At 71.0% G+C, this 21,976-nt stretch carries 20 protein-coding genes, 2 pseudogenes and 1 riboswitch; of the genes and pseudogenes, 12 read left to right on the top strand and 10 right to left on the bottom strand.

Translation table 11 applies throughout. The features are described 5' to 3' along the window. The first annotated feature begins 23 nt into the window (after positions 1–23). A complete protein-coding gene (locus ACYUED_RS27895) occupies positions 24–713 on the top strand; it encodes a response regulator transcription factor (protein WP_491286184.1) in 690 nt (229 codons plus the stop codon). Continuing rightward, the gene (locus tag ACYUED_RS27890) at positions 710–2,179 is read left to right on the top strand and encodes a sensor histidine kinase (RefSeq protein WP_491286183.1); all 1,470 of its coding nucleotides are present in this window, start codon (positions 710–712) and stop codon (positions 2,177–2,179) included. Before ACYUED_RS27895 ends, ACYUED_RS27890 begins: the two co-directional genes overlap by 4 nt. A 15-nt stretch (positions 2,180–2,194) precedes the next feature. Here ACYUED_RS27890 and ACYUED_RS27885 read toward each other — a convergent pair. From ACYUED_RS27885 to ACYUED_RS27870, 4 genes and pseudogenes are all read right to left on the bottom strand, one after another. Beyond that, positions 2,195–2,595: pseudogene (locus ACYUED_RS27885) on the bottom strand (ATP-binding protein). 94 nt (positions 2,596–2,689) lie between these two features. Beyond that, complete coding sequence (locus tag ACYUED_RS27880; RefSeq protein ID WP_491286181.1) at positions 2,690–4,243, bottom strand: ABC transporter substrate-binding protein; 1,554 nt, start codon at positions 4,241–4,243, stop codon at positions 2,690–2,692. A gap of 204 nt (positions 4,244–4,447) precedes the next feature. Then, entirely contained in the window at positions 4,448–5,725 is a 1,278-nt protein-coding gene (locus ACYUED_RS27875; RefSeq protein ID WP_491286179.1) for a metallophosphoesterase, read from the bottom strand. 49 nt (positions 5,726–5,774) lie between these two features. Next, positions 5,775–6,014: an SCO4848 family membrane protein gene (locus ACYUED_RS27870; RefSeq protein WP_491286178.1), complete on the bottom strand. Its 240-nt coding sequence runs from the start codon at positions 6,012–6,014 to the stop codon at positions 5,775–5,777. Between the two features lie 91 nt (positions 6,015–6,105). Between ACYUED_RS27870 and ACYUED_RS27865 the strand changes: the two genes are divergently transcribed. Then, positions 6,106–7,380, top strand: coding sequence for a D-alanyl-D-alanine carboxypeptidase family protein (locus ACYUED_RS27865; RefSeq protein ID WP_491286176.1), 1,275 nt, complete (start codon positions 6,106–6,108; stop codon positions 7,378–7,380). Here the strand turns inward: ACYUED_RS27865 and ACYUED_RS27860 are convergent. After that, positions 7,328–8,239: a YihY/virulence factor BrkB family protein gene (locus ACYUED_RS27860; protein WP_491286174.1), complete on the bottom strand. Its 912-nt coding sequence runs from the start codon at positions 8,237–8,239 to the stop codon at positions 7,328–7,330. The two genes, ACYUED_RS27865 and ACYUED_RS27860, sit on opposite strands and share 53 nt — an antisense overlap. Positions 8,240–8,543: 304 nt before the next feature. Between ACYUED_RS27860 and dprE2 the strand changes: the two genes are divergently transcribed. Next, positions 8,544–9,299, top strand: coding sequence for a decaprenylphospho-beta-D-erythro-pentofuranosid-2-ulose 2-reductase (dprE2, locus tag ACYUED_RS27855; protein ID WP_491286172.1), 756 nt, complete (start codon positions 8,544–8,546; stop codon positions 9,297–9,299). Between the two features lie 4 nt (positions 9,300–9,303). Here the strand turns inward: dprE2 and ACYUED_RS27850 are convergent, their stop codons facing one another. Both ACYUED_RS27850 and trpS read right to left on the bottom strand, forming a co-directional pair. Beyond that, a complete protein-coding gene (locus ACYUED_RS27850) occupies positions 9,304–9,882 on the bottom strand; it encodes a 2'-5' RNA ligase family protein (RefSeq protein ID WP_491286170.1) in 579 nt (192 codons plus the stop codon). 137 nt (positions 9,883–10,019) lie between these two features. After that, positions 10,020–11,033 carry a tryptophan--tRNA ligase gene (gene trpS / locus ACYUED_RS27845; protein ID WP_491286169.1) on the bottom strand — a complete coding sequence of 338 codons (1,014 nt, stop codon included), beginning with the start codon at positions 11,031–11,033 and terminating at the stop codon, positions 10,020–10,022. Positions 11,034–11,164: 131 nt separating this feature from the next. Here trpS and ACYUED_RS27840 point away from each other — a divergent pair, with 131 nt between their 5' ends. The 3 genes from ACYUED_RS27840 to ACYUED_RS27830 all read left to right on the top strand — a co-directional run bounded on the left by ACYUED_RS27840 (position 11,165) and on the right by ACYUED_RS27830 (position 13,737). Further along, complete coding sequence (locus ACYUED_RS27840) at positions 11,165–11,725, top strand: RNA polymerase sigma factor (protein ID WP_491286167.1); 561 nt, start codon at positions 11,165–11,167, stop codon at positions 11,723–11,725. Then, positions 11,718–12,779, top strand: a complete 1,062-nt coding sequence (locus ACYUED_RS27835) for a hypothetical protein (protein WP_491286165.1) — start codon at positions 11,718–11,720, stop codon at positions 12,777–12,779. The genes ACYUED_RS27840 and ACYUED_RS27835 overlap by 8 nt, the downstream gene beginning before the upstream one ends. A 280-nt stretch (positions 12,780–13,059) precedes the next feature. After that, positions 13,060–13,737, top strand: a complete 678-nt coding sequence (locus tag ACYUED_RS27830; RefSeq protein WP_491286163.1) for a hypothetical protein — start codon at positions 13,060–13,062, stop codon at positions 13,735–13,737. Positions 13,738–13,866: 129 nt separating this feature from the next. Here ACYUED_RS27830 and ACYUED_RS27825 read toward each other — a convergent pair whose 3' ends face one another. Next, a complete protein-coding gene (locus tag ACYUED_RS27825; protein ID WP_491286161.1) occupies positions 13,867–15,318 on the bottom strand; it encodes a glycine hydroxymethyltransferase in 1,452 nt (483 codons plus the stop codon). Between the two features lie 43 nt (positions 15,319–15,361). Continuing rightward, positions 15,362–15,451: riboswitch (ZMP/ZTP riboswitch) on the bottom strand. A gap of 102 nt (positions 15,452–15,553) precedes the next feature. Between ACYUED_RS27825 and rocD the strand changes: the two genes are divergently transcribed. After that, positions 15,554–16,759: an ornithine--oxo-acid transaminase gene (rocD, locus tag ACYUED_RS27820; protein WP_491286160.1), complete on the top strand. Its 1,206-nt coding sequence runs from the start codon at positions 15,554–15,556 to the stop codon at positions 16,757–16,759. A 143-nt stretch (positions 16,760–16,902) separates the two neighbouring features. Next, a complete protein-coding gene (locus ACYUED_RS27815; RefSeq protein ID WP_491294461.1) occupies positions 16,903–17,748 on the top strand; it encodes a DMT family protein in 846 nt (281 codons plus the stop codon). A 140-nt stretch (positions 17,749–17,888) separates the two neighbouring features. Here the strand turns inward: ACYUED_RS27815 and pdxR are convergent, their stop codons facing one another. Beyond that, on the bottom strand, positions 17,889–19,277 hold the full coding sequence (gene pdxR, locus ACYUED_RS27810) for a MocR-like pyridoxine biosynthesis transcription factor PdxR (RefSeq protein WP_491286159.1): 1,389 nt from the start codon (positions 19,275–19,277) through the stop codon (positions 17,889–17,891). 47 nt (positions 19,278–19,324) lie between these two features. On the opposite strand from pdxR, the pseudogene ACYUED_RS27805 reads away from it, so the two are divergent. The 3 genes and pseudogenes from ACYUED_RS27805 (at position 19,325) to ACYUED_RS27795 (ending at position 21,018) form a co-directional block, all read left to right on the top strand. Then, positions 19,325–19,826 (top strand): annotated as a pseudogene (locus tag ACYUED_RS27805) (carboxymuconolactone decarboxylase family protein). Then, a complete protein-coding gene (locus ACYUED_RS27800) occupies positions 19,823–20,293 on the top strand; it encodes a carboxymuconolactone decarboxylase family protein (protein ID WP_491286157.1) in 471 nt (156 codons plus the stop codon). Before ACYUED_RS27805 ends, ACYUED_RS27800 begins: the two are co-directional and overlap by 4 nt. Beyond that, on the top strand, positions 20,290–21,018 hold the full coding sequence (locus ACYUED_RS27795) for an isocitrate lyase/PEP mutase family protein (RefSeq protein WP_491286155.1): 729 nt from the start codon (positions 20,290–20,292) through the stop codon (positions 21,016–21,018). Before ACYUED_RS27800 ends, ACYUED_RS27795 begins: the two co-directional genes overlap by 4 nt. Here the strand turns inward: ACYUED_RS27795 and ACYUED_RS27790 are convergent, their stop codons facing one another. After that, positions 21,019–21,975 carry an ABC transporter substrate-binding protein gene (locus ACYUED_RS27790; protein WP_491286153.1) on the bottom strand — a complete coding sequence of 319 codons (957 nt, stop codon included), beginning with the start codon at positions 21,973–21,975 and terminating at the stop codon, positions 21,019–21,021. It lies immediately after the preceding gene. Position 21,976: the final 1 nt, after the last annotated feature.

Below are 21,976 nucleotides of genomic sequence, written 5' to 3'. Positions count from 1 at the left end.
GTGGCCCGCCCGATACTGGGGGCATGACGACGGCTCCCGGCACCGTGCTGGTGGTGGAGGACGAACCGAGCATCGCGGACGTCCTCGCCATCGCCCTGCGCTACCACCGGTTCGAGGTGATGATCGCGGGCACCGTCCGCGAGGCCCTGGCGCTCGCCGAGCGCACCCGGCCGGACGCGGCGCTGCTCGACGTCATGCTCCCGGACGGGGACGGGCGGGCCCTGGGCCGCGAACTGCGCGCGAAGCGGCCCGACCTGGCGCTGGTGTTCCTCACCGCCCGGGACTCGCCCGCGGAGGTGGTCGGCGCGCTCGGCTTCGGCGACGACTACATCACCAAGCCGTTCAACATCGACGAGGTCGTCGCCCGCGTCACCGCGGTCCTGCGGCGCACCCGCACGGCCGACGTCCTGCCGCAGCGGCCACCCCTGAGGTACGGCGACCTGGAGCTGGACGAGACGACGTACAGCGTCCACCGCGCGGGCCGCAGCGTCGAACTCACCCCCACCGAGTACGCCCTGCTGCGCTTCCTGGTGCGCAACGGCGGCCGGATCGTGCCCAAGGATCAACTCCTGCGCCACGTCTGGCAGTACGAGCACACGCCGCCCGAGTCGACCGTGGTCGAGACGTACATCAGCTATCTGCGCCGCAAGCTGGACGCCCTGGGACCACCGATGATCACCACGCGGCGCGGTGTGGGATACGGGCTCGCGTGAGGACCCCACGCATCCGCTGCAAGCGGGGCGTGCACTCCCTGCGCGCCAAGCTGACCCTGGCGAACGTCGCCCTGCTCGCCCTCGGCATCGCGGCGACCACCGCCGTCAGCCTCATGGGCATGCGGTACTACCTGCTCGGCCAGGTCGACACCCAGCTGACCCGGATGCGCGACTCGCTGGGTCAGTCGCAGCTCACGATCCGGCAGATCGACTCGCTGGGCGCCCTGGGATTCGTCCACGACCGGCTGGTCCCGGACGGCACGAACAAGGAGCGGTCGTCACCGGGCTCGATCTACACCGCCGTCGACCGCCACGGAGCTGCCGTCGGTCTTTTGGGTGTCAGGCCCACCGAGGCGCAGCTCGGCCTGGCCCACGCGGTCCACGACGCCAAGGCGCTCGCCCGGGACTCCGATCCGCACGACGTGACGGTGCACGGCGACTCGTACCGGGTCACCGCGGTCCGTCTGTCCGACGGCAAGTACGTCCTCATGGCCGCCTCGACCGAAGCCCTGCACGCGGGCATGAGCAAGGCCCTGCGGCTCGATTTCGCCGTCGGCGGGCTGCTGCTGGCGCTGCTGGCCTGTCTGACGCTGTTCAGTGTGCGGCGCCGGATGCTGCCGCTGGAGGACATGGTGGAGACGTCGTCGGCGATCGCCGAGGGCGACCTGACCCAGCGCATCCCCTCCAGCACCCATCCGACGCAGGAGGTGGAGCAGCTGCGCCTCGCTCTCAACTCCATGCTCCACCAGGTCGAGTCGGCGTACCGCACACGCGAGCACAGCGCGGCCCAGCTGCGCCGCTTCGTCGCCGACGCCTCGCACGAGCTGCGCACCCCGCTGTCGGCGATACGCGGTTATCTCCAGCTGTACGACAGGGGCATGCTCAGTGATCCCGACGAGCGCAAGCGCGCCTGGGAGCGGGTACTGGCGGAGACGGACCGGATGGGGCGGCTGGTGGACGAGCTGCTCACCCTGGCCCGGCTCGACCAGCAGCCCGAACTGCGCTTCAGGAACGTCGACCTGAGCCGTCTGGTACGGGACGCGGCCGAGGACCTGCGGGCGCAGCAACCGGAGCGGCCCATCACGGTGGGCGCCGACGGCGCCCTGCTGGTGTACGCCGACGAGTCCGGGCTCAGGCAGGTGCTGGGCAACCTGGTGGTCAACGTCCGGACGCACACGCCCGCCCACACGCCGGTGCGGCTGGACGTGGAGCGGGAGAACGGGGTCGTTCGGGTGTGCGTCGCGGACGAGGGCCCGGGGCTCGGCGGCGAGGACGCGGCGCGGATCTTCGACCGCTTCTTCCGGGCCGGCGGGGGCGCGGGCAGCGGGCTGGGGCTGGCGATCGTGCAGGGTGTGGTGCAGGCGCACGGCGGGGAGGTGGCGGTGCGCACCTCGCCGGGCGACGGTCTGGCGGTGACGGTCACGCTGCCGGCGCGGCCCGCCGCAGGGTCGGCGCTCTCCCCGTGACTTCCCTTGCCCATCTCAGGTGTTGGCGATGACGAGCGCCCACAGCGCCTTGCCGTGGCTTCCTCTGCCCCATACTCCCCAGGCCGCCGCGACGTGCTCCACCAGATGCAGCCCGCGGCCGGTCTCCTCCCCCTAGCGGACCCGCCGCAGCCGCGGCTCCGTCCGGCCCTCGTCCGACACCTCTGTGAGACAGGAGCCGTCCGCGAGCGCGGTCACGGCCACCTCGAACTCCCGCTCCAGCAGCGGCCCGTGGCGTACGACGTGGGTCACCGGCTCGGGCACCGGCAGCACCGCGTCCGCCGGCGCGGGATCGTCCGGCTGAGGTCCCCAGTCCGCCAGATGGTCCGGACCCGGCACCGGGCCAGACCGACGGAAGCCGGATGCAGGGGCAGCCGGAAGGAGTTCCGCCTCAACACGTCTACCCCTCACCCCACCACACCTCCGTCACATCGCCCTGCGTGGAGTGAGCCTTCGGCGTACTCGGGCGGATGTCGGTGCCGCGAGTTCGCGTCAGATCCAGGTGAGGCCCCAGAGCCGGAACACGCCGGTGCCGTCGTCGAGGTACTGGCCGCCACCGACGTCCTCGTTGCTGAGGACGTACTCCTTGCCCTGCCACAGCGGGATGACCGGCACATCGCGCGCCGCGTCGCGCTGCAGCGTGCTGAAGTCCGAGGCGGCGTCCTGACGGTCGGCGTACTGCCGGCTCTGCTGGATCAGCCGGTCGACGCCCTTGTCGCTGTAACCGGTTTTCATGGTGGAGCCGGTGCCGACGAGCGGGGCACCGAAGGTGTCCGCGTCCGGGTAGTCGGCGACCCAGCCGACGGCGTACGCGTCCAGCTTTCCGGAGGCCCAGCGCTCCTGGAAGTCGGTCCACTCGTAGCCCTTGAGGGTCACCTTGAACAGCCCGCCGGCCTCCAGCTGCTTCTTGAGCGCCGTGGCCTCCTCCTCGGAGGAACCGCGGTTCCTGGCGTAGCCGTAGGTGAAGCGGAGGGGCGCCGTCACACCGGCCTCGGTGAGCAGGGCCTTCGCCCTCTGCACGTCCTGCCTGGGATAGGCGTCGAAGAACGACGTGGTATGGCCGGTGATGCCCGTCGGGATCAGCGAGTACAGCGGGGCGACGGTCCCCTCGTACACCGTGGCGGCCAGTTGCTCGCGGTTGACCAGCCAGGCCATGGCCTGCCGGACCCTGACGTCGTGCAGGGGCGAGCTCGCGCGGGTGTTGAGGTAGAGGTTCCGGGTCTCGGAACTGTCGGACTCGGACAGACGCCGGCCGGGGTCGCTCGCCGAGAGCCCGGACAGGACCTTGGGCGGCAGCTGACGGGTGGCGACGTCGATCCGCTTCGCGTCCCAGGCCTTGTCGAGGGCGTCCGAGTCGACGTAGTAGAGCAGGTCGACGGGCCGGCCGGTGTCCTTGAGGGCGCCCTTGTAGCGCTCGTTCGGCGCGAGAACGGCCTTCTTGCCCTTCGTGTACGCCGTCAGCTCGTACGGTCCGGTGCCGTCCACGCCGTCGGCGCGCAGGCCGTCCTTCGGGTACTTGGTGCTGTCGACGATCGAGCCGGCCCCGGTGGCCACCTTGAACGGGAAGGTGGCGTCGGGCGAAGACAGGTGGAAGGTGACGGTCAGGCCGTGGGCGCTCACCGAGCGGAGCGTGCTGAACAGGGAGGACGGGCCGACGTCCGACTTGATCGCCTTGACCCGGTCGAAGGAGTACTTGACGTCCTCGGCGGTCATGGTGCGACCGCCGGGGAAGGTGAGCCCCGACCTCAACCTGCAGGTGTACGTGGTCAGTTGGCTGCCCCTGAAGCCGCAGCTCCGGGCCGCGTCGAGCACCGGCGAGGCGCCGCCCGGCTCGAAGGTCAGCAGTGACTGGAACACGTTGCTGAACAACGCCCAGGAGCCCGCGTCATAGGCGCCGGCCGGATCGAGTGCCGTGACCTCGTCCGTCGTGCCGACCCGGATGGTCTTTCCGGTGTCCTCCTGCGACGGCAGCAGTTGCCAGCCGCCCACTCCCACGCCCGCCAGCACGAGCAGCGTCGCGAGAATCCGCGTGCGAACCGAACGCATCGGTTGCCCTCCCCGGGCCCGATGGGCCCCGCCCCCATATGCCACTCCCCTAGTGGCGCGGCTCACCTAATCACAGGAGTTTCAGCTGAGGGAAGAGGGATTTGTTGAGTTGAGACAGAAGTTACCGCAAGGGGTTTCCAGTAGATTTCACAGGGCTCTCACAGGGCCCGCCGCGAACCGTTTCAGTCGAGGGCACGCATACGGTCACGCCTGCTTCGAGGCCAGTTCGATCACCGTGATGTCCGACGGCGCCCCCACGCGCGTGGGCGGTCCCCAGGCGCCCGCGCCGCGGCTGACGTACAACTGCGTGTCGCCGTAGCGCTCCAGGCCCGCGACGGTCGGGTTCGCGGCCGCCGCGACGAAGTTTCCGGGCCAGAGCTGGCCGCCGTGGGTGTGGCCGGAGAGCTGGAGGTCGACGCCGTGCCTGACGGCGTCGTGGATCTGGACGGGCTGGTGGGCGAGGAGCAGGCACGCGCGTGCCGTGTCCCGGTCGCCGAGCGCCTTGGCGAAGTCGGGGCCCTGGCCCTCGCTCTCGCCCGCGATGTCGTTGACACCGGCGAGGTCGAACCAGGGCAGCTCGGTACGGGCGTTCTCCAGCGGGTGCAGCCCGAGCCGCCGTACCTCCTCGACCCACTGCTCGGCGCCGGAGAAGTACTCGTGGTTGCCGGTGACGAAGTAGGAGGGCGCCTTCAACTGCGACAGTGGTGCCGCCGCCGGGCCCAGGTCCTTCACGCTGCCGTCCACCAGGTCGCCGACGACCGCGACGATGTCCGGCCGGGTGGAGTTGATCGTGTCGACGACCTTCTGCGCGAATCCCCGGCCGAGGATCGGGCCCAGGTGGATGTCACTGACCACCGCGATGCGGTAACCGTGCGCCGCGCGCGGGAGTTTGGCCAGCGGCACGGTGACGCGCTTCACGCTCGGACCGCGCAGGACGCCGTACGTGCCGTAGCCGACCGTCCCCGCGGCGGCAGCGGCGGCGGCTCCGGCGACGACCCGGGAGACGAAGAGGCGGCGCGACGGCTCCGGGGCCGGCTCCCGCCCGGTCCCGGCCGTCCGCGCGGACTCCGGCCCGGACTCGGCCGTCCGCGCCGACTCCGGCACCTTCGGGGGGACGGATCCTGCGGGCACCGGCTGCGTCTGCGGCACGGCGGCCGCCGCGGCACGCGCCCGCCGCTCCAGCAGGCGGCGCAGCACCGGCCGTACGACCTCACCCGCCACCACGCCCAGCAGCAGGTAGACCGACAGCGCGAGCCACAGGAAGCCCGGCCAGGCCAGGACCTGCTGGAGCCAGAAGGGCGCGCCGGCGCGCTCGGTGACGATGGCTCCGAGCGCGAGCAGCCAGCCGCCCGCGATCACCGCCGCACCCGCTCGACGGGCGAGGCCGGGACCCCGGGTCGTGTCGCGGAACAGACGGCGCCACAGGTACCAGTTGCCCGCGACGAGAACGCCCAGGGCCAGCACTCCGAAGACGATGACCACCGTGCTGTGCCCCCCGTGCGGGTTCCGTCGTTCTGTCCAGCTTTGTCGGTTATGGCGCCTGGCGCAAAGCGCGCAGTCCGCGCAACCCGATGCCCCCGATGACCGTCCCCAATACGAAGGAGACGACAGCGAGCGTCAGGTGCACCCAGAAGTAGGCCGTCGGGTGGCCGTCGTCGAAGGCGAGGCCGCTGCCGTCCTTGACCAGGTTCTTTACGAAAGTGACCCAGATGACCCAGCTCCACACCCCGAAGGCGAGCAGGAACCAGGAGACGGGGCGACTGAGCTTCATGCGTTCAGTATCGCCGCCGCCCGTTCCGTTCCGTGGCCGGGGTGGGGTGGGAGGCGGGACTTCACGCCGTGTGGCATGTACGTTCTCGTCCGTGCCCGCACCCAAGAAGACCGTCAGGCGATCCCTGCTGGTCACCTCCGCCGCCCTGTCCTCGCTCGCGCTGACCGCGCCCGTCGCCCTCGCGGCCCCCAGTCCCTCCACGAGTCCGTCGGCCACTCCCCCGGCGAACATGTCGAGCGTGGGCGGCACCCGTCTCGGGCAGCCGGGGACCCAGGCGGACCTCGGCAGGGGCGCACCGGTGCTCCCCAAGGACATCACCGCACGCTCCTGGGTCGTCGCGGACGCCGAGTCGGGCGAGGTGTTCGCCGCGCACAACGCGCACTGGCGGCTGCCCCCGGCGAGCACGATGAAGATGCTGTTCGCGGACACGGTGCTGCCGAAGTTCCCGAAGACCCAGAAGCACAAGGTCGTGCCCACCGACCTGGCGGGCATGGGGGCCGGCTCCAGCATGGTCGGGATGAAGGAGGGCGAGACGTACTCCGTGCGCGACCTGTGGCTCGGCGTCTTCCTGCGCTCCGGCAACGACGCGGTGCACGTCCTGTCGGCGATGAACGACGGCGTCGACAACACCGTCAAGGAGATGAACGAGCACGCCGAGGAGCTCCAGGCCCTCGACACGAACGTGGTCACGCCCGACGGCTACGACGCCCCCAAGCAGGTGTCGTCCGCCTACGACCTGACGCTGTTCGCCCGCTCCGGACTGCAGAAGAAGGACTTCCGCGACTACTGCTCGACGGTCCGGACCGCCTTCCCCGGCGAGACGAAGAAGGGCAAGAAGGGCAAGTCGGTCCGCGACTCCTTCGAGATCCAGAACACCAACCGGCTGCTGACGGGCGACTCGGACGTCGACGTCTACCCGGGCATCGCGGGCGTCAAGAACGGCAACACGACGAACGCGGGCGCGACCTTCACCGGTGTCGCCGAGCGGGGCGGCAGGGTGCTGCTCGTCACCGTCATGCACCCCGAGAAGAACGAGCACAACGAGGTCTACAGGGAGGCCGCCAAGCTCTTCGACTGGGGCTTCAAGGCGGCCGGGAAGGCGACGCCGGTGGGCGCGCTGGTGGCGCCGAAGAGCGCGGAGGCGAGCGCCCAGCCGGGGGCGAACGCGACGGCGGGCCAGGCGGGCGGGGCCGGCACCACGTCCGGCAAGCCGGTGGCGAGCGACTCGGCTCCGGGCCGCTCCGGCGGCATGGGGGTCGCCCTCGCCATAAGCGGTGGGGCGCTGGTGCTGCTCGCGGCGGCCGCGTTCCTGGTCAACCGCCGCTGGCCGCTGCCGGATCTGGTACGTCGCAGGACTCGTCCGTGAGTACCTCCTGCTCCTTGCTCTGCGTCGCCGTCCACGCGGCGCAGAACAGGACGAGTTTCGCCGTGAAGTTGATCCACAGCAGCAGCGCCACGGGCACACCGAACGCGCCGTACATGCTCTTCGCGGCCACTCCCTGCATATAGCCGCTCAGCAGCGCCTTCAGCAGTTCGAAGCCGACCGCGCCGATCAGCGCGGCGACCATCAGCCGGTGGCGCGACGGTTCGACGCCGGGCAGCAGCGTGAGGACGTACAGGAGCAGCAGGAAGTCGGCCAGCACGGCGACGGCGAAGGCGGCGACGTACAGCAGGATCCCGCCCCAGCCGCCCTTCTCGAGGCCGATCTGCCTGGTGATCCAGCCGACCATCGCGGAGGCGACGGTGGAGGTGGCGAGCGTGACCAGTACGGCGCCGCCCATACCCACGAGGATCCCGAGGTCCTTGCCCTTGCGCAGGATGGGGTTCTCCTCCTCGTCGGGCAGTTCCCACACCGCGCGCAGACAGTCGCGCGTGGAGCCCGCCCAGCCGATGCCGGTGAGCAGCAGCACGGCGCCCGCGATGAGGCCGATGGTGCCGGCGTTGTCGACCAGGTTGTGGATGTCGAGCTGGTCGGAGATGCCGGGAACCTGTTCGGCGATCTTGTCCTGCAGGTCGTTCTGCTGCTGCTTGCTGAGCGTGGCGGCGGCGATCGCGGCGGCCACGGTGAGCAGCGGGAACAGCGCGACGAAGCTGGTGAACGTCATCGCCGCGGCGAGCCTCGCCCACTTCACCCGGTCCAGACGCTCGTACGACCGCCACGCGTGCGTGAGCGTCAGGCGCGCCACCAGCGGCCCGACGACGGGGAGCTTCTTCAGCCAGTCCATGATCCGACTCTGCCCTCGGTACGGAAGACCAATGTGTGAGTACCCCCAATGCGTCCGACAGGCGCCGGGATATGGGCCGACATCCCGTTAATCACCAATTTCGGGGAGACGGGTCACGTTCCCTGCCAGTCGTCCACGCAAGGGCGAATAGAAACAAATTGGCGATACATGGGCGATACGGTCGCAAGCATGTCTGCCGACACCGTGCCCGTCACCGTGACGGACCCAGGGCCTGCCTGACCAGTCCCGCCGTCCCGCCGTCCCGCCGTCTCGCCCTCTAGCCAGACACCTAGGAGCTGCTGTCGTGAAGGACGCACTCGGTCTCCCCCAGTCCCTCCTCGTCCTCGGCGGTACGTCCGAGATCGCGCTCGCCACCGCACGCCGGCTGATCGCGCGCCGCACGCGCACGGTGTGGCTCGCGGGACGCCCCTCGGCCGCCCTGGAGCAGGCCGCCGAGCAGTTGCGCGGTCATGGTGCCGACGTGCACACCGTCGCCTTCGACGCGCTCGACCCCGACGCCCACGAGTCCGCCCTCGGCAAGGTCTTCACGGAGGGCGACGTGGACATGGTGCTGCTCGCCTTCGGGGTCCTCGGCGACCAGGCGCGCGACGAGCGCGAACCGGCCGCCGCCGTGCGCGTCGCGCAGACCAACTACACGGGTGCGGTGTCGGCGGCGCTGGTGAGCGCACGCGCGCTGCAGACGCAGGGGCACGGCTCGCTGGTGGTGCTCTCCTCCGTCGCCGGCGAGCGGGCCCGCCGCAGCGACTTCATCTACGGCTCCAGCAAGGCCGGCCTGGACGCATTCGCACAGGGGCTGGGCGACGCGCTGCACGGCACGGGCGCGCACGTCATGGTCGTACGCCCCGGGTTCGTCCGGTCGAAGATGACCGCAGGCCTTCCGCGGGCACCGTTCGCGACGACACCGGAGGCGGTCGCGACGGCCGTCGAACTCGGGCTGCGGCGGCGCTCGGAGACGGTGTGGGTGCCGGGCGTGCTCCGGGTGGTGATGTCGGCGCTGCGGCATGTGCCGCGGAACGTGTTCCGGCGGCTGGCCCTGTAGCCGATCAGCGGGTCGGCAGGGACCCGCGCTCCACGTGCCCCGCCTGCGGCGGCACCACCGAGCCCCCGAAGGCGTACTCGCGCAGCTTGCGCCACACGCCGTCGGGACCCTGCTCGTAGAGCGCGAAGCCGGTGCACGACCAGTCGGCCTCGTAGTCGGCGAGTTCCTCGAAGGCGCGGTCCATGGCCTCTTCGTCGATGCCGTGCGCGACCGTGACGTGCGGGTGGTACGGGAACTGCAGCTCGCGCGGCACGGGACCGGACGCGTCGCGGACCTGCTGCTGCAGCCAGGTGCAGGCCTCGGCGCCATCGGCGACCCGCACGAAGACGACGGGCGACAGGGGCCGGAAGGTGCCGGTGCCGGACAGCCGCATCGGGAAGGGCCGGCCGGCCGCCGCGACCTCGGTCAGGTGTGCCTCGACGGCCGACAGGTCACCGCCGTCGACCTCCGTCGGCGGCAGCAGGGTGACGTGCGTGGGGATGCCGTGAGCCGCGGCGTCGCCGAAACCCGCGCGCAGCTGTTGGAGCAGGCTGCCGTAAGGCTCCGGGACCGCGATCGACACGCCGATCGTTACGGTCCCCACGTCGTCTCCTGTCGTCGTGACGGATTTGTTCTCAGCCGTCGGCTATCGACTGTAAGGCCACGGCTGTGTCGTGGGCAGGCGCAACCGGAGTGATGTGCAGCGCTCTGCCGAGTGGTACGCGTGTGCGGTGGTGCGCGTCAGTGCTTCGCGGGCAGGAAGCCCACCCGGTCGTACGCCTGGGAAAGGGTCTCCGCGGCGACGGCGCGCGCCTTCTCCGCGCCCTTGGCCAGGATCGAGTCGAGCGTCTCCGCGTCGTCCAGGTACTGCTGGGTGCGCTCCTTGAAGGGCGTCACGAACTCGACCATCACATCGGCGAGGTCCGTCTTGAGCGCGCCGTACATCTTGCCCTCGTAGTCCCGCTCCAGCTCGGCGACCGACTTGCCCGTGAGGGTCGAGTAGATGGTGAGCAGGTTGCTGACGCCGGGCTTGTTCTCGGCGTCGTAGCGGATGACGGTGTCGGTGTCGGTGACCGCGCTCTTGACCTTCTTCGCGGTGGCCTTGGGGTCGTCGAGGAGGTTGATGAGGCCCTTCGGCGTGGAGGCCGACTTGCTCATCTTGATCGACGGGTCCTGCAGGTCGTAGATCTTCGCCGTCTCCTTGAGGATGTACGGCTTCGGGATCGTGAAGGTCTGGCCGAAGCGGCCGTTGAAGCGCTCCGCGAGGTCGCGGGTGAGCTCGACGTGCTGGCGCTGGTCCTCACCGACCGGGACCTCGTGCGCCTGGTAGAGCAGGATGTCGGCGACCTGGAGGATCGGGTACGTGAACAGGCCAACGGACGCACGGTCGGCGCCCTGCCTGGCGGCCTTGTCCTTGAACTGGGTCATGCGGGAGGCCTCGCCGAAGCCGGTGATGCAGTTCATGACCCAGGCCAGCTGGGCGTGCTCGGGGACATGGCTCTGGACGAAGAGCGTGCAGCGGTCGGGATCGAGACCGGCCGCGAGGAGCTGGGCGGCGGCGAGCCTGGTGTTGGCACGCAGGTCGGCGGGGTCCTGCGGAAGCGTGATCGCGTGCAGGTCGACGACCATGTAGAACGCGTCGTGGGTCTCCTGCAGGGCCACCCACTGGCGGACGGCGCCGAGGTAGTTGCCGAGGTGGAACGAGCCTGCGGTGGGCTGGATTCCGGAGAGCACACGAGGACTGTCAGAGGCCATGTTCACCATTCTCTCAGGTCCATCGAGCCGATCCGGAACTGGTCGGAAACAGGTGGGAACCGATCCGTCTTCTGCGGTGTAACAAGGGTGTGAGGACGCGGGAGGGGGGCCGCATCGTCGATGAGGCCGCGGTGATCGCACGCGTACGCGCCGGAGAGCCGGAGGCGTACGCGGAGCTGGTGCGGGCCCATACGGGCATCGCACTCAGGGCGGCCGCGGCACTCGGGGCGGGTGCGGACGCGGAGGACGTGGTGCAGCAGGCCTTCGTGAAGGCTTACTGCGCGCTGGGCGGGTTCCGGGACGGCGCGGCGTTCAGGCCGTGGCTGCTGTCGATCGTCGCCAATGAGACCAGGAACACAGTCCGGACGGCGGCCCGACAGCGGACGCTCGCCGGCCGGGAAGCGGCGTTGGCGGAGGCGGAGCCGCTGATACCGGAATCGGCGGACCCGGCGGTGGCGACGCTTCGGACGGAGCGCCGTACAGCCCTGCTGTCCGCCCTGGAGCAGCTGAGCGAGGAGCACCGCCTGGTCGTCACCTACCGCTATCTCCTGGAGATGGACGAGTCCGAGACGGCCCAGACCCTGGGCTGGCCTCGCGGGACGGTCAAGTCCCGCCTCAACCGCGCCCTGCGCAAACTGGGCCGGCTCCTGCCGGATTTCGAGCCTCGGGAAGGGGGTGACGAGCGTGAGTGAGGGACGGAGTGGCTACGACGACGGGGGCGGCCGTGGTCCGGAGGCCGCCGGTGGCCGGTGGCCGCGCGGGCGGCAGCACGGAGGTGGTGCTTCCCGGCTGCCCGACGAACTGCGCGCGCTGGGCAGGTCGCTGGATCCGACCGGGGCGGGCGACGACGACGGGGCCGACGCCGTCCTCGGCTCCGAGACGATGGTCGAGCGGGTGCTGGGACAGATACTGGCCGAGCACATGCCGGCTCCGGTGGCCGAGGCCCGGGGTGCCCGTGAGCGGTTGCGTACGGTCCGGCGCTGGGCGCGGCTGCGGTGGCGCTCGCTGACCGCGACCCTCTGCGGACTGCTGACAGTGCTCGCGCTCACACCCTCGGTGCGGGCCGCGGTCCTGGACTGGTTCGACTTCGGTGGCGTCGAGGTGCGGTACGACCCGTCGGCGGTGCCGTCACCCGGCGCCGAGGTGCCCGGCTGCGGCCGGTCCCTGTCACTCGGGCAGGCCGAGCGCCGCGTCGGCTTCGAGCCTCTGGTCCCGGACGCGCTCGGTGTGCCGGACACGGTGACGGTCAGCGACGAGCCGCAGGGGCGGTTCCTGGTGAGCCTGTGCTGGCGGGAGGGCGGGCGCACGGTCCGGCTGGACGAGTTCCCGGCCTCGCTGGACCTCGGCTTCACCAAGACGCTGCGGGAGCAGCCGGAGTGGCTCGCGCTGAGCGGGGAGCCTTCCGCGGACGGCGTGCAGGACTACGCCCTGTGGTTCCCTCGCCCCCACCTGCTGAGCTTCTGGCTCGTGGACGAGGACGGGCACCGCTTCGCCCGGAAGGAGCGGACCGCCGGGCCGACGCTGCTGTGGACCCATGAGGCCGGGGCCGGGGCCAGGGGCGGGGGCGGCGACGGGCCCGGGGGCGGGGATCTGACGCTCAGGCTGGAGGGCGTGGCGTCGAAGGGCCGGGCCGTGGACGTCGCGGAGTCGCTCGGCAAGTCGGCCCAGAAGTCTTCGGGGTCCTCCAAGGCCCTCAAGTCCTCGGATTCCTCGGGCTCCTGGGACTCCTCGGATTCCTCGGAATAGTTCGCAGGTTGTGGGAACCCCGGCGGGTCGGGCGGTGTACCAGAGGTGACACGCGGCTCGGGGAGGGCCGGACGGGAGCGAGTGGTTGGGGGACGGCATGCGTGGATGCAGGCGCGGAGCGCGTGAACGGAGGGCAGGCCGACGCATGTCGATGGCGGCGAGGCTTGCGGCACTTCTGCCGACGGCGGCAGCGCTGGTCCTGAGCGGGATGCCGAGCGGTGCGGCGGCGGTTGCACAGCACGGGGCCCGAGCCGACGGCCGGACACACACCGCCGCGCGGATGGAGAGACAGACCCAGGCGCGGGTGGGGGTGCCGGCACCGGTGGGAGCACAGGCACAGGCACAGATGCGGGACTTTCCGGATCTGGCGGTGATCATCGCGGGCGGCACGGGTCGGACGACGGTGCTGAAAGCGGGGCAGCCCGCCTTCGCCCACCTCCGGCAGCTGCTGAGGCCGGACTACACGGGGACGGAGCGGGTGCCGGAGGCCTGGACGGAGGGCCGCTGTCCGCCGGTGGACTTCACCGTGGTCTGGGGCCTGACGGGGGTCGGCGGCTATCCGCAGACGGACCGCGCGCCGGGCGGTGACGTGGCGGTCGAGCGGCAGGACCAGCTGTTGCTGGCGGCGGACGGCACGCCCTGGATACGCAGCGATCCGGCGCCGGACATCGAGGACGACGACATCCGCTGGCACCGGGCGCCGCGCTCGATCCTCGTGGATCTGGACCGGGAGAAGGTGCTCGCCGGGCTCGGCGGCAGCGCGACAGCGGCCCGGACCACCGGCGCCGCGGCCGCCCGGTCCGGGGCCCGCAGGGGCGGTTTCTGGTGGGCGGTGCCGGGGCTGGCCGTGGGGCTCGTGGTCGGCGCCGGCGGCACCTCGCTGATACGCCGCGCGGCGGCCCGGCCGGGAGCCGGACCGCCGCGCGAGGAGCCACGACAGGAACTCATCGATCTTTGACCGTCGTCGGTTGTGCCGCGACGGTCTCGGACCTTGGAGCCCCCGGTCCTTGACAACTCAAGAGGGCGTTTGCCAAAGCGTTTGCCAAAGCGTTCGCCAGGGCGTTTGCCACTCCGGAGGGGCCGTGTGTCAGCCCAGGTCGATCTCGGGGTACAGCGGGAAGCCGGCCACGAGGTCGGTGGCACGGTGGGAGATCTCGTCCGCGATCTTCGGGTCCAGGATGTGCTGGGCCTTTGAAGTCGCGCCGGACTTGGTGGTGCCCGGCTCGGCCGTGGTGAGGACACGGTCGATCAGGCCGGCCACCTCGTCCATCTCGGCGGTGCCCAGGCCGCGGGTGGTGAGAGCGGGGGTGCCGATGCGGATGCCGGAGGTGTACCAGGCGCCGTTGGGGTCGGCCGGGATGGCGTTGCGGTTGGTGACGATGCCCGAGTCGAGCAGGGCCGCCTCGGCCTGGCGGCCGGTGAGGCCGTAGGAGGTGGCGACGTCGATCAGGTTGAGGTGGTTGTCGGTGCCGCCGGTCACCAGGGTCGCGCCCCGGCGCATGAGACCGTCCGCGAGGGCACGCGAGTTGTCGACGATGCGCTGGGCGTAGTCCTGGAACGAGGGCTGCCGGGCCTCGGCGAGGGCGACGGCCTTGGCGGCCATGACGTGCGGGAGCGGGCCGCCGAGGACCATCGGGCAGCCGCGGTCGACCTGGTCCTTGAGGGAGTCGTCGCACAGGACCATGCCCCCGCGCGGGCCGCGCAGCGACTTGTGCGTGGTGGTGGTGACGATCTGGGCGTGCGGGACCGGGTCGAAGTCACCGGTGAGGACCTTGCCGGCGACGAGACCGGCGAAGTGCGCCATGTCCACCATGAGCGTGGCGCCGACCTCGTCGGCGATCTCGCGCATGATCCGGAAGTTCACGAGGCGGGGGTAGGCGGAGTAGCCGGCGACGATGATCAGCGGCTTGAACTCGCGGGCGGAGACGCGCAGGGCCTCGTAGTCGATGAGGCCGGTGCCGGGGTCGGTGCCGTAGGAGCGCTGGTCGAACATCTTGCCGGAGATGTTCGGGCGGAAGCCGTGGGTGAGGTGGCCGCCCGCGTCCAGGGACATGCCGAGCATGCGCTGGTTGCCGAAGGCCTGGCGGAGCTCGGCCCAGTCGGCTTCGGAGAGGTCGTTGACCTGGCGGACACCGGCCTTCTCCAGGGCGGGGGTCTCCACGCGCTGGGCGAGGACCGACCAGAAGGCGACCAGGTTGGCGTCGATGCCGGAGTGCGGCTGGACGTAGGCGTGGCGGGCGCCGAAGAGCTCCTTGGCGTGCTCGGCGGCAAGCGACTCGACGGTGTCGACGTTGCGGCAGCCGGCGTAGAAGCGGCGGCCGACGGTGCCCTCGGCGTACTTGTCGCTGAACCAGTTGCCCATCGTGAGAAGGGTGGCCGGGGAGGCGTAGTTCTCGGAGGCGATCAGCTTCAGCATCTCGCGCTGGTCGTGGACCTCCTGGCCAATGGCGTCGGCGACCCGCGGCTCCACGGCACGGATCACGTCAAGGGCGGCGCGGAAGGCGGTGGACTCGGTGGACAGGGGCTGCTGCTCTGGCATGTCGTCGGCCTCCGGGTGGCGTGGCTTGAAGCATTCACGGTTCACGGTTGGCCCAGGCGCACGGCACTCGCTCACTCGCAGGCCGCTCCCCGATGGTCGATCCCATCCCAGCGCGCCAGTCACGGCCCGCCGGTCAGACTACCGGGCGCGCCGGAAGGCGGAGGTCCCGCGTCCACCATGCGAGCGACGATAAGAAGGGGCACACCCTCAGCTTCCGGCACCCCCTGGAGATCCCGTGACCGCTACGGAGAGCCTCATCGCCGCCGCCGACGCGCACAGTGCGCCCACCTACCACCCGCTGCCCGTGGTCGTCGCGTCCGCGGACGGGGCGTGGATGACGGATGTCGAGGGGAGGCGGTATCTGGACCTGCTGGCCGGCTACTCGGCGCTCAACTTCGGCCATCGCAACCGGCGGCTCGTGGAGGCGGCGAAGGCGCAGCTGGAGCGGGTGACGCTGACGTCGCGGGCGTTCCACCACGACCGGTTCGCGGCATTCTGCTCCGAGCTCGCCGAACTGTGCGGGATGGAGATGGTGCTGCCGATGAACACGGGCGCTGAGGCGGTGGAGACCGCGGTGAAGACAGCCCGGAAGTGGGGGTACCGGGTCAAGGGCGTGCCCTCGGAGATGGCGAAGATCGTGGTCGCGGGCAACAACTTCCACGGCCGTACGACGACGGTCATCAGCTTCTCCACCGACGCCGAGGCGCGGGCGGACTTCGGGCCGTACACGCCGGGCTTCGAGATCGTGCCGTACGGCGATCTGACGGCGATGCGGGCGGCGATGACGGAGAACACGGTCGCCGTGCTGCTCGAACCGATCCAGGGCGAGGCGGGTGTGCTGGTGCCGCCGGCCGGTTATCTGCCGGCGGTGCGGGAGTTGACGCGCGAGCGGAACGTGCTGTTCGTCGCGGACGAGATCCAGTCGGGGCTGGGGCGGACCGGCGCGACCTTCGCGTGCGAGCAGGAGGGGGTCGTCCCCGATGTGTATGTGCTCGGGAAGGCGCTGGGCGGCGGGATCGTGCCGGTGTCCGCGGTGGTGTCGAGTGCCGAGGTGCTCGGGGTGTTCCGGCCCGGGGAGCACGGATCGACGTTCGGCGGGAATCCGCTGGCCTGTGCGGTGGCGCTGGAGGTGATCGCGATGCTGCGGACAGGCGAGTTCCAGGCGCGGTCGGCCGAGCTGGGCGGCCATCTGCACCGGGAGCTGGGCGCGTTGACCGGCACCGGGCGGGTGACGGCGGTGCGGGGCCGGGGACTGTGGGCGGGCGTCGACATCAGTCCGGCGTTGGGGACGGGGCGGGAGGTGTCGGAGAAGCTGATGGAGCGGGGGGTGCTGGTGAAGGACACGCACGGGTCGACGGTGCGGATCGCGCCCCCGCTGGTGATCGGGAAGGAGGATCTGGACTGGGGACTCGGTCAGCTGCGAGGTGTGCTCGGCGTGTGAGATCCCGTACCGGTTCGGTCCGTGACTCCCGTTGGCGCGGCTGTCCCGCGGCGTTCGGGGCAGCCTAAAGATCGCTGAGAGCGCACGCCGAAGCACTCCCGACCGTCGCCCGCCTCCCCTACAGTCACTTTGTGATCTTTGGGATGGTGTGCGCTCTCGGCGCGGCGGTTTGCTTCGGTACGGCGACGGTGTTGCAGGCGGTCGCCGCACGGGCGGCGACCGCGGGCGGGGGCGGAGAGGCGGCGCTGCTGCTGCGGGCGCTGCGGCAGTGGCGGTACATGGCAGGGCTTGGGCTGGACGGGCTGGGGTTCGTGCTGCAGATCGCGGCGCTGCGGTCGATTCCGATCTACGCGGTCGCGGCGGCCCTTGCGTCAAGCCTCGCGGTCACCGGCGTGGTCGCGGCGCGGCTGCTGCATGTGCGGTTGAGCGGGGTGGAGTGGGGTGCCGTCGGCGTGGTGTGTGCCGGGCTGGCGATGCTGGGTCTGGCGTCCGGGGAGCAGGGTGATCGCGCGGGGTCGACCGCGCTGAAGTGGGCGATGCTCGCAGTCTCCGTGGCCGTGCTGCTGCTCGGACTGGTCGGTGGGCGGTGGTCCGGGCGGGGGCGGGCGCTGATGCTCGGGTCGGGGGCCGGGTTCGGGTTCGGGGTGGTGGAGGTGTCGGTTCGGCTGATCGACTCACTCGCGCCGTCGGAACTGTTCACCAATCCGGCGACGTACGCCCTCCTTCTCGGCGGAGGTGCCGCCTTCCTGCTGCTGACCACCGCCCTGCAGCGTGGATCGGTCACCACGGCGACGGCCGGGTTGGTGATCGGCGAGACGATCGGACCCGCGGCGGTGGGCGTGGTGTGGCTCGGGGACCGTACCCGGGAGGGGCTCGCCTGGCTGGCGGTGCTGGGATTCGTCATCGCGATCGCGGGGGCGCTGGCGCTGGCGCGATTCGGGGAGGCGCCGGCGGAGGAAGAGGCGACCGAGGAAGAGGCGACGGTCTGACCTGCCGCCCATTCCATTGCCGCCGATCGCGGCCCATCGCGCCGTAATAGCTGCCATGGCTGCCGTTGTCGCCCATCGCTGATCTTGTTTCGGTCGCGTACATCAAGACCCTCACAGCAGCGTGATGACCGCCGGTCCATTCATTCAGGCAGCGCCGCGCACAGTGCGTCCAGGGCCCCCGACCAGGCGCTGTCCGGGGGCGTTCCGTAGCCCACCACCAGCGCGTCGGAGGGCTCGGCGGTCGCCTCCGGGTGCCGGTAGCGGTGCAGGCCGTGCACCGCGAGTCCCTGCCAGGCCGCCGATCTCAGGGCCTCCTGTTCGGTGCCCGGCGGGAGGCGGAGCACCACGTGCAGGCCCGCCGCGATGCCGGTGGCACGGACCTGCGGGGCCCGCCGCACGAGTTCCGCGACCAGCGCGTCACGGCGGCGGCGGTAGCGCAGGCGGGCGGCGCGCACATGGCGGTCGTAGGCGCCGGAGGTGAGGAACTCGGCGAGCGTCAACTGGTCCAGGGCCCCACAGGAGTCGATGCCGCCCTTCGCTTTAGCCGCCTCCTGGACGAGGTGCGGCGGCAGCACCAGCCAGGCCAGTCTGAGGCCGGGGGCGAGGGACTTGCTGGCGGTGCCCGCGTACACGACGTGGTCCGGTTCCAGGCCCTGGAGGGCGCCGACGGGCTGGCGGTCGTAGCGGAACTCGCCGTCGTAGTCGTCCTCGACGACCAGGCCGCCGGTGCGACGCGCCCAGTCGACGACGGCAGCGCGCCGGTCGCGGTGCAGGGTGCCGCCCATCGGGAACTGGTGCGCAGGGGTGAGCAGAACCGCGGCCTCGTCCGTCAACTCCCCGGGATTCGTGCCCCGTTCGTCGAACGGCAGCGGGACGGTACCGAGGCCGGCGGCGGCCAGCAGTTTCCAGTGCACGTCGAGGCCGTACGACTCGACAGCGACGGTGCGTGCCCCGCGCGCCCGCAGCACTGCGCCGAGGATGCGCAGGCCGTGTGAGATGCCGGCGCACACAAGGATGCGTTCGGGGTCGACGCGCACGCCCCGGGCCCGGGCGAGATAGCCGGCGAGCGCGGTGCGCAGTTCGACGCGGCCGCGCGGGTCGCCGTAGTCGAGGGCCTGGTACGGGGCCGTGGCGAGGGCGCGGCGGCAGGCCTTGAGCCACTCGGCGCGCGGGAAGGAGGCGAGGTCGGGAACGCCGGGGATCAGGTCGTAGGCGGGCCGGGTGCGGGCGCGCGGGCGGGGTGCGGCGGCCAAGGGCCGACCGACCGGGCGATCGGCCACCCGGGTGCCCGAGCCCTGCCGCGCGGTGAGCCAGCCCTCCGCGACCAGGTCGGCGTAGGCGTCGGCGACCGTGTTGCGGGCGATGCCCAGGTCGGCTGCGAGGGAGCGCGAGGAGGGCAGCCGGGTGCCGGGGGCCAGGCGGCCGGTGCGGACGGCCTCGCGCAGGGCGTCCGTCAGGCCCCGGCGCACCCCCGGGCCCGTCGGCTCGAGATGCAGGTCGACGCCGAGAGTGGCCCATGTTTTCGCCATGGAAATGGACCATACCCCTGGGCTGCCTCGCTTCTAGGGTCGAGGACATGACGACAGCAGGGGAAGCCGCCGAGTACGCACCCGAACAGCCCGCCCGTCTGCGCTGGACCCAGCACGCCCCCGAGGTCTACAAGGCGATGGTCCGCCTCGACGCGGCCGCCCGGCAGGGCCTGGACCCGAAGCTGCTGGAGCTGGTGAAGATCCGCGCCTCACAGCTCAACCACTGCGCGTTCTGCCTGGACATGCACACCAAGGACGCGCTCGCGGCGGGCGAGAGCGTCGAGCGGATCATCCAGCTCGGCGCGTGGGAGGAGTCGAAGCACTTCTACACGGAGAGGGAGCTGGCCGCCCTCGAACTGACCGAGGCGGGTCACCGTGCTGACCCAGGGCTTCGTCACGGACGAGGTGTACGACCACGCGGCCAAGCACTTCGAGGAGGTCGAGCTGACGCAGCTGATCGCCGCGATCACGGTGATCAACGCGTGGAACCGGTTCGGCGTGACCTGCCGTCTGACCCCGGGCCACTACGAGGCGGGGCAGCACAAGTGAGCCGTACGAAACACCTCGACCGCGAGGTCGGCCGGGCCCTGTCCGCCGTCAGTGCGGCCGCGAAGCGCGGGCTCGGCGACCCCGCCCTCGCGGAGCTTGTCGTGATCAGGGCCTCGCAGCTCAACCACTGCGCGTTCTGCCTGGACATGCACCTCGCGGTCGCCCGCGAGCACGGGGTGAGCGAGGAGAAGCTGGACCTGCTCGCCGCCTGGGAGGAGGCCGAGGACGTCTTCGACGAGCGGGAGCGGGCCGCGCTCGCGCTGACGGAGGCCGTCACCGTTCTGACTGGGGGCACCTCCCGGACGAAGTCGGGGGGAGGATTCGTGCCGGACGCGGTGTACGAGCGGGCGGCCGCCCACTTCGACGACGGCCGGCTCGCCCACCTCGTCGGGCTGATCGTCGCGATCAACAACTGGAACCGGATGATGGTCAGCCGCCGTACCCCGCCGGGGGGTTACACGCCATGAGCAAGGTCGAGGTCTTTCGCGCGCTGCACCGGGGCCGCCTCCCGGGTGATCCGCTCGTGCTGCCCGGCCCGTGGGACGCGGTGAGCGCCCAGGTGTTCGCCGAGGCCGGTTTCCCCGCGCTCGCGACGCCCAGTGCGGGGGTCGCCGCCTCCCTCGGGTACGAGGACGGGTCGACACACCCCGACGAGATGTTCGCCGCGGTGGCGCGCATCGTACGGGCCGTGGACGTGCCGGTGTCGGCGGACATCGAGGACGGATACGAGCTCGCGCCGCGGGAGCTGGTGGAGCGGCTGCTGGCGACGGGGGCCGTCGGCTGCAACCTTGAGGACTCGCACGGGGGTGTGCTCAAGGACCGGCACAAACATGCGGACTGGCTCGCGGAGGTGCGGGCCGCGGCCGGTGACGAACTCTTCGTCAACGCCCGCGTCGACACCTTCGTCCGTGGGGTCTTTGACCCCGACCGGGCCATCGAGCGGGCCGCGTTGTACGTCGCCGCGGGCGCCGACTGCGTCTATCCGATCGGCGCCCCGGTGAGTGTCCTGCCGCTTCTGCGGTCCGGGATCCAGGGGCCGGTCAACGTGCACGGCACCCTGGACGGCAGGGGCCCCTCGCCCACCGAACTCGGTGAACTCGGGGCCACCCGCATCACGTTCGGGCCGCTGCTGCAACGCCGGGCTGCACTGGCGCTGCAGGAGATGACCGACGAGCTGAAGCAGCGGCGGTGATCAGGACAGCCACGCCTTCCACGTGGAGGCGTGGCGGTCCACCCACTTCTTCGCCGCCTGTTCGGGCGACAGCTTCTGGTCGGCGATCAGCAGGGAGACCTCGTTCTGGTCCTCGGTCGTCCACCTGAACTTCCTGAGGAAGGCCGCCGCCTTGCCGCCCTTCTTCGAGAAGTCGGCGTTGAGGTACTTCTGCAGCGGAGTGTGCGGATAGGCGCAGGCCACCTTCGCCGGGTCCGTGTCGCAGCCCTCCTTGTACGGCGGCAGCTTCACCTCGGTCATGGGGACCTTCTTGAACAGCCACTGCGGCGCGTACCAGTACGTCAGGAAGGGCTTCTTCTCCTTCGCGAACTGCTTCATCTGCGTGATCTGGGCGGCCTCCGAACCCGCGAACACCACCTGGTAGTTCAGCTTCAGGTTCTTCACCAGCGCCTTGTCATTGGTGACGTACGACGGTGAGCCGTCCATCAGCTGGCCCTTGCCGCCGCTCTCCGCGGTGCGGAACGACGACGAGTACTTGTTGAGGTTCTTCCAGTTCGTGATGTCGGGGTGCTGCTTGACCAGGTAGGTGGGCACGTACCAGCCGATGTGGCCGGTGACGCCCAGGCCGCCGCCGCGCGCGATCGTCTTCTTGTCGTCGACGTAGCGTTTCTCCTGGTCGGGGTGGCCCCAGTCCTCCAGGATCGCGTCGACCCGGCCCTGGCTGAGCGCGTCCCAGGCGGGGACCTCGTCGACCTGGACGGTGTCGACGCGGTAGCCGAGCTTGTGCTCCAGCAGGTACTGGGCGACGGCGACGTTGGACTGCGCGCCGACCCAGGACTGGACGGACAGGGTCACGGTCCTGGCTCCCTGCGCGTTGGCGAAGGGCGAGGCCTGCTTGGTCATGTCGGCGGCACCGCAGCCGGTGAGCAGCAGGAGCGAGGACCCCACGGCCACCGCGGTCGTCGTACGAAGTCGCATG

The organism is Streptomyces sp. DF42, assembly GCF_058267695.1.
This window is presented reverse-complemented; position numbering and strand designations above follow the sequence as displayed.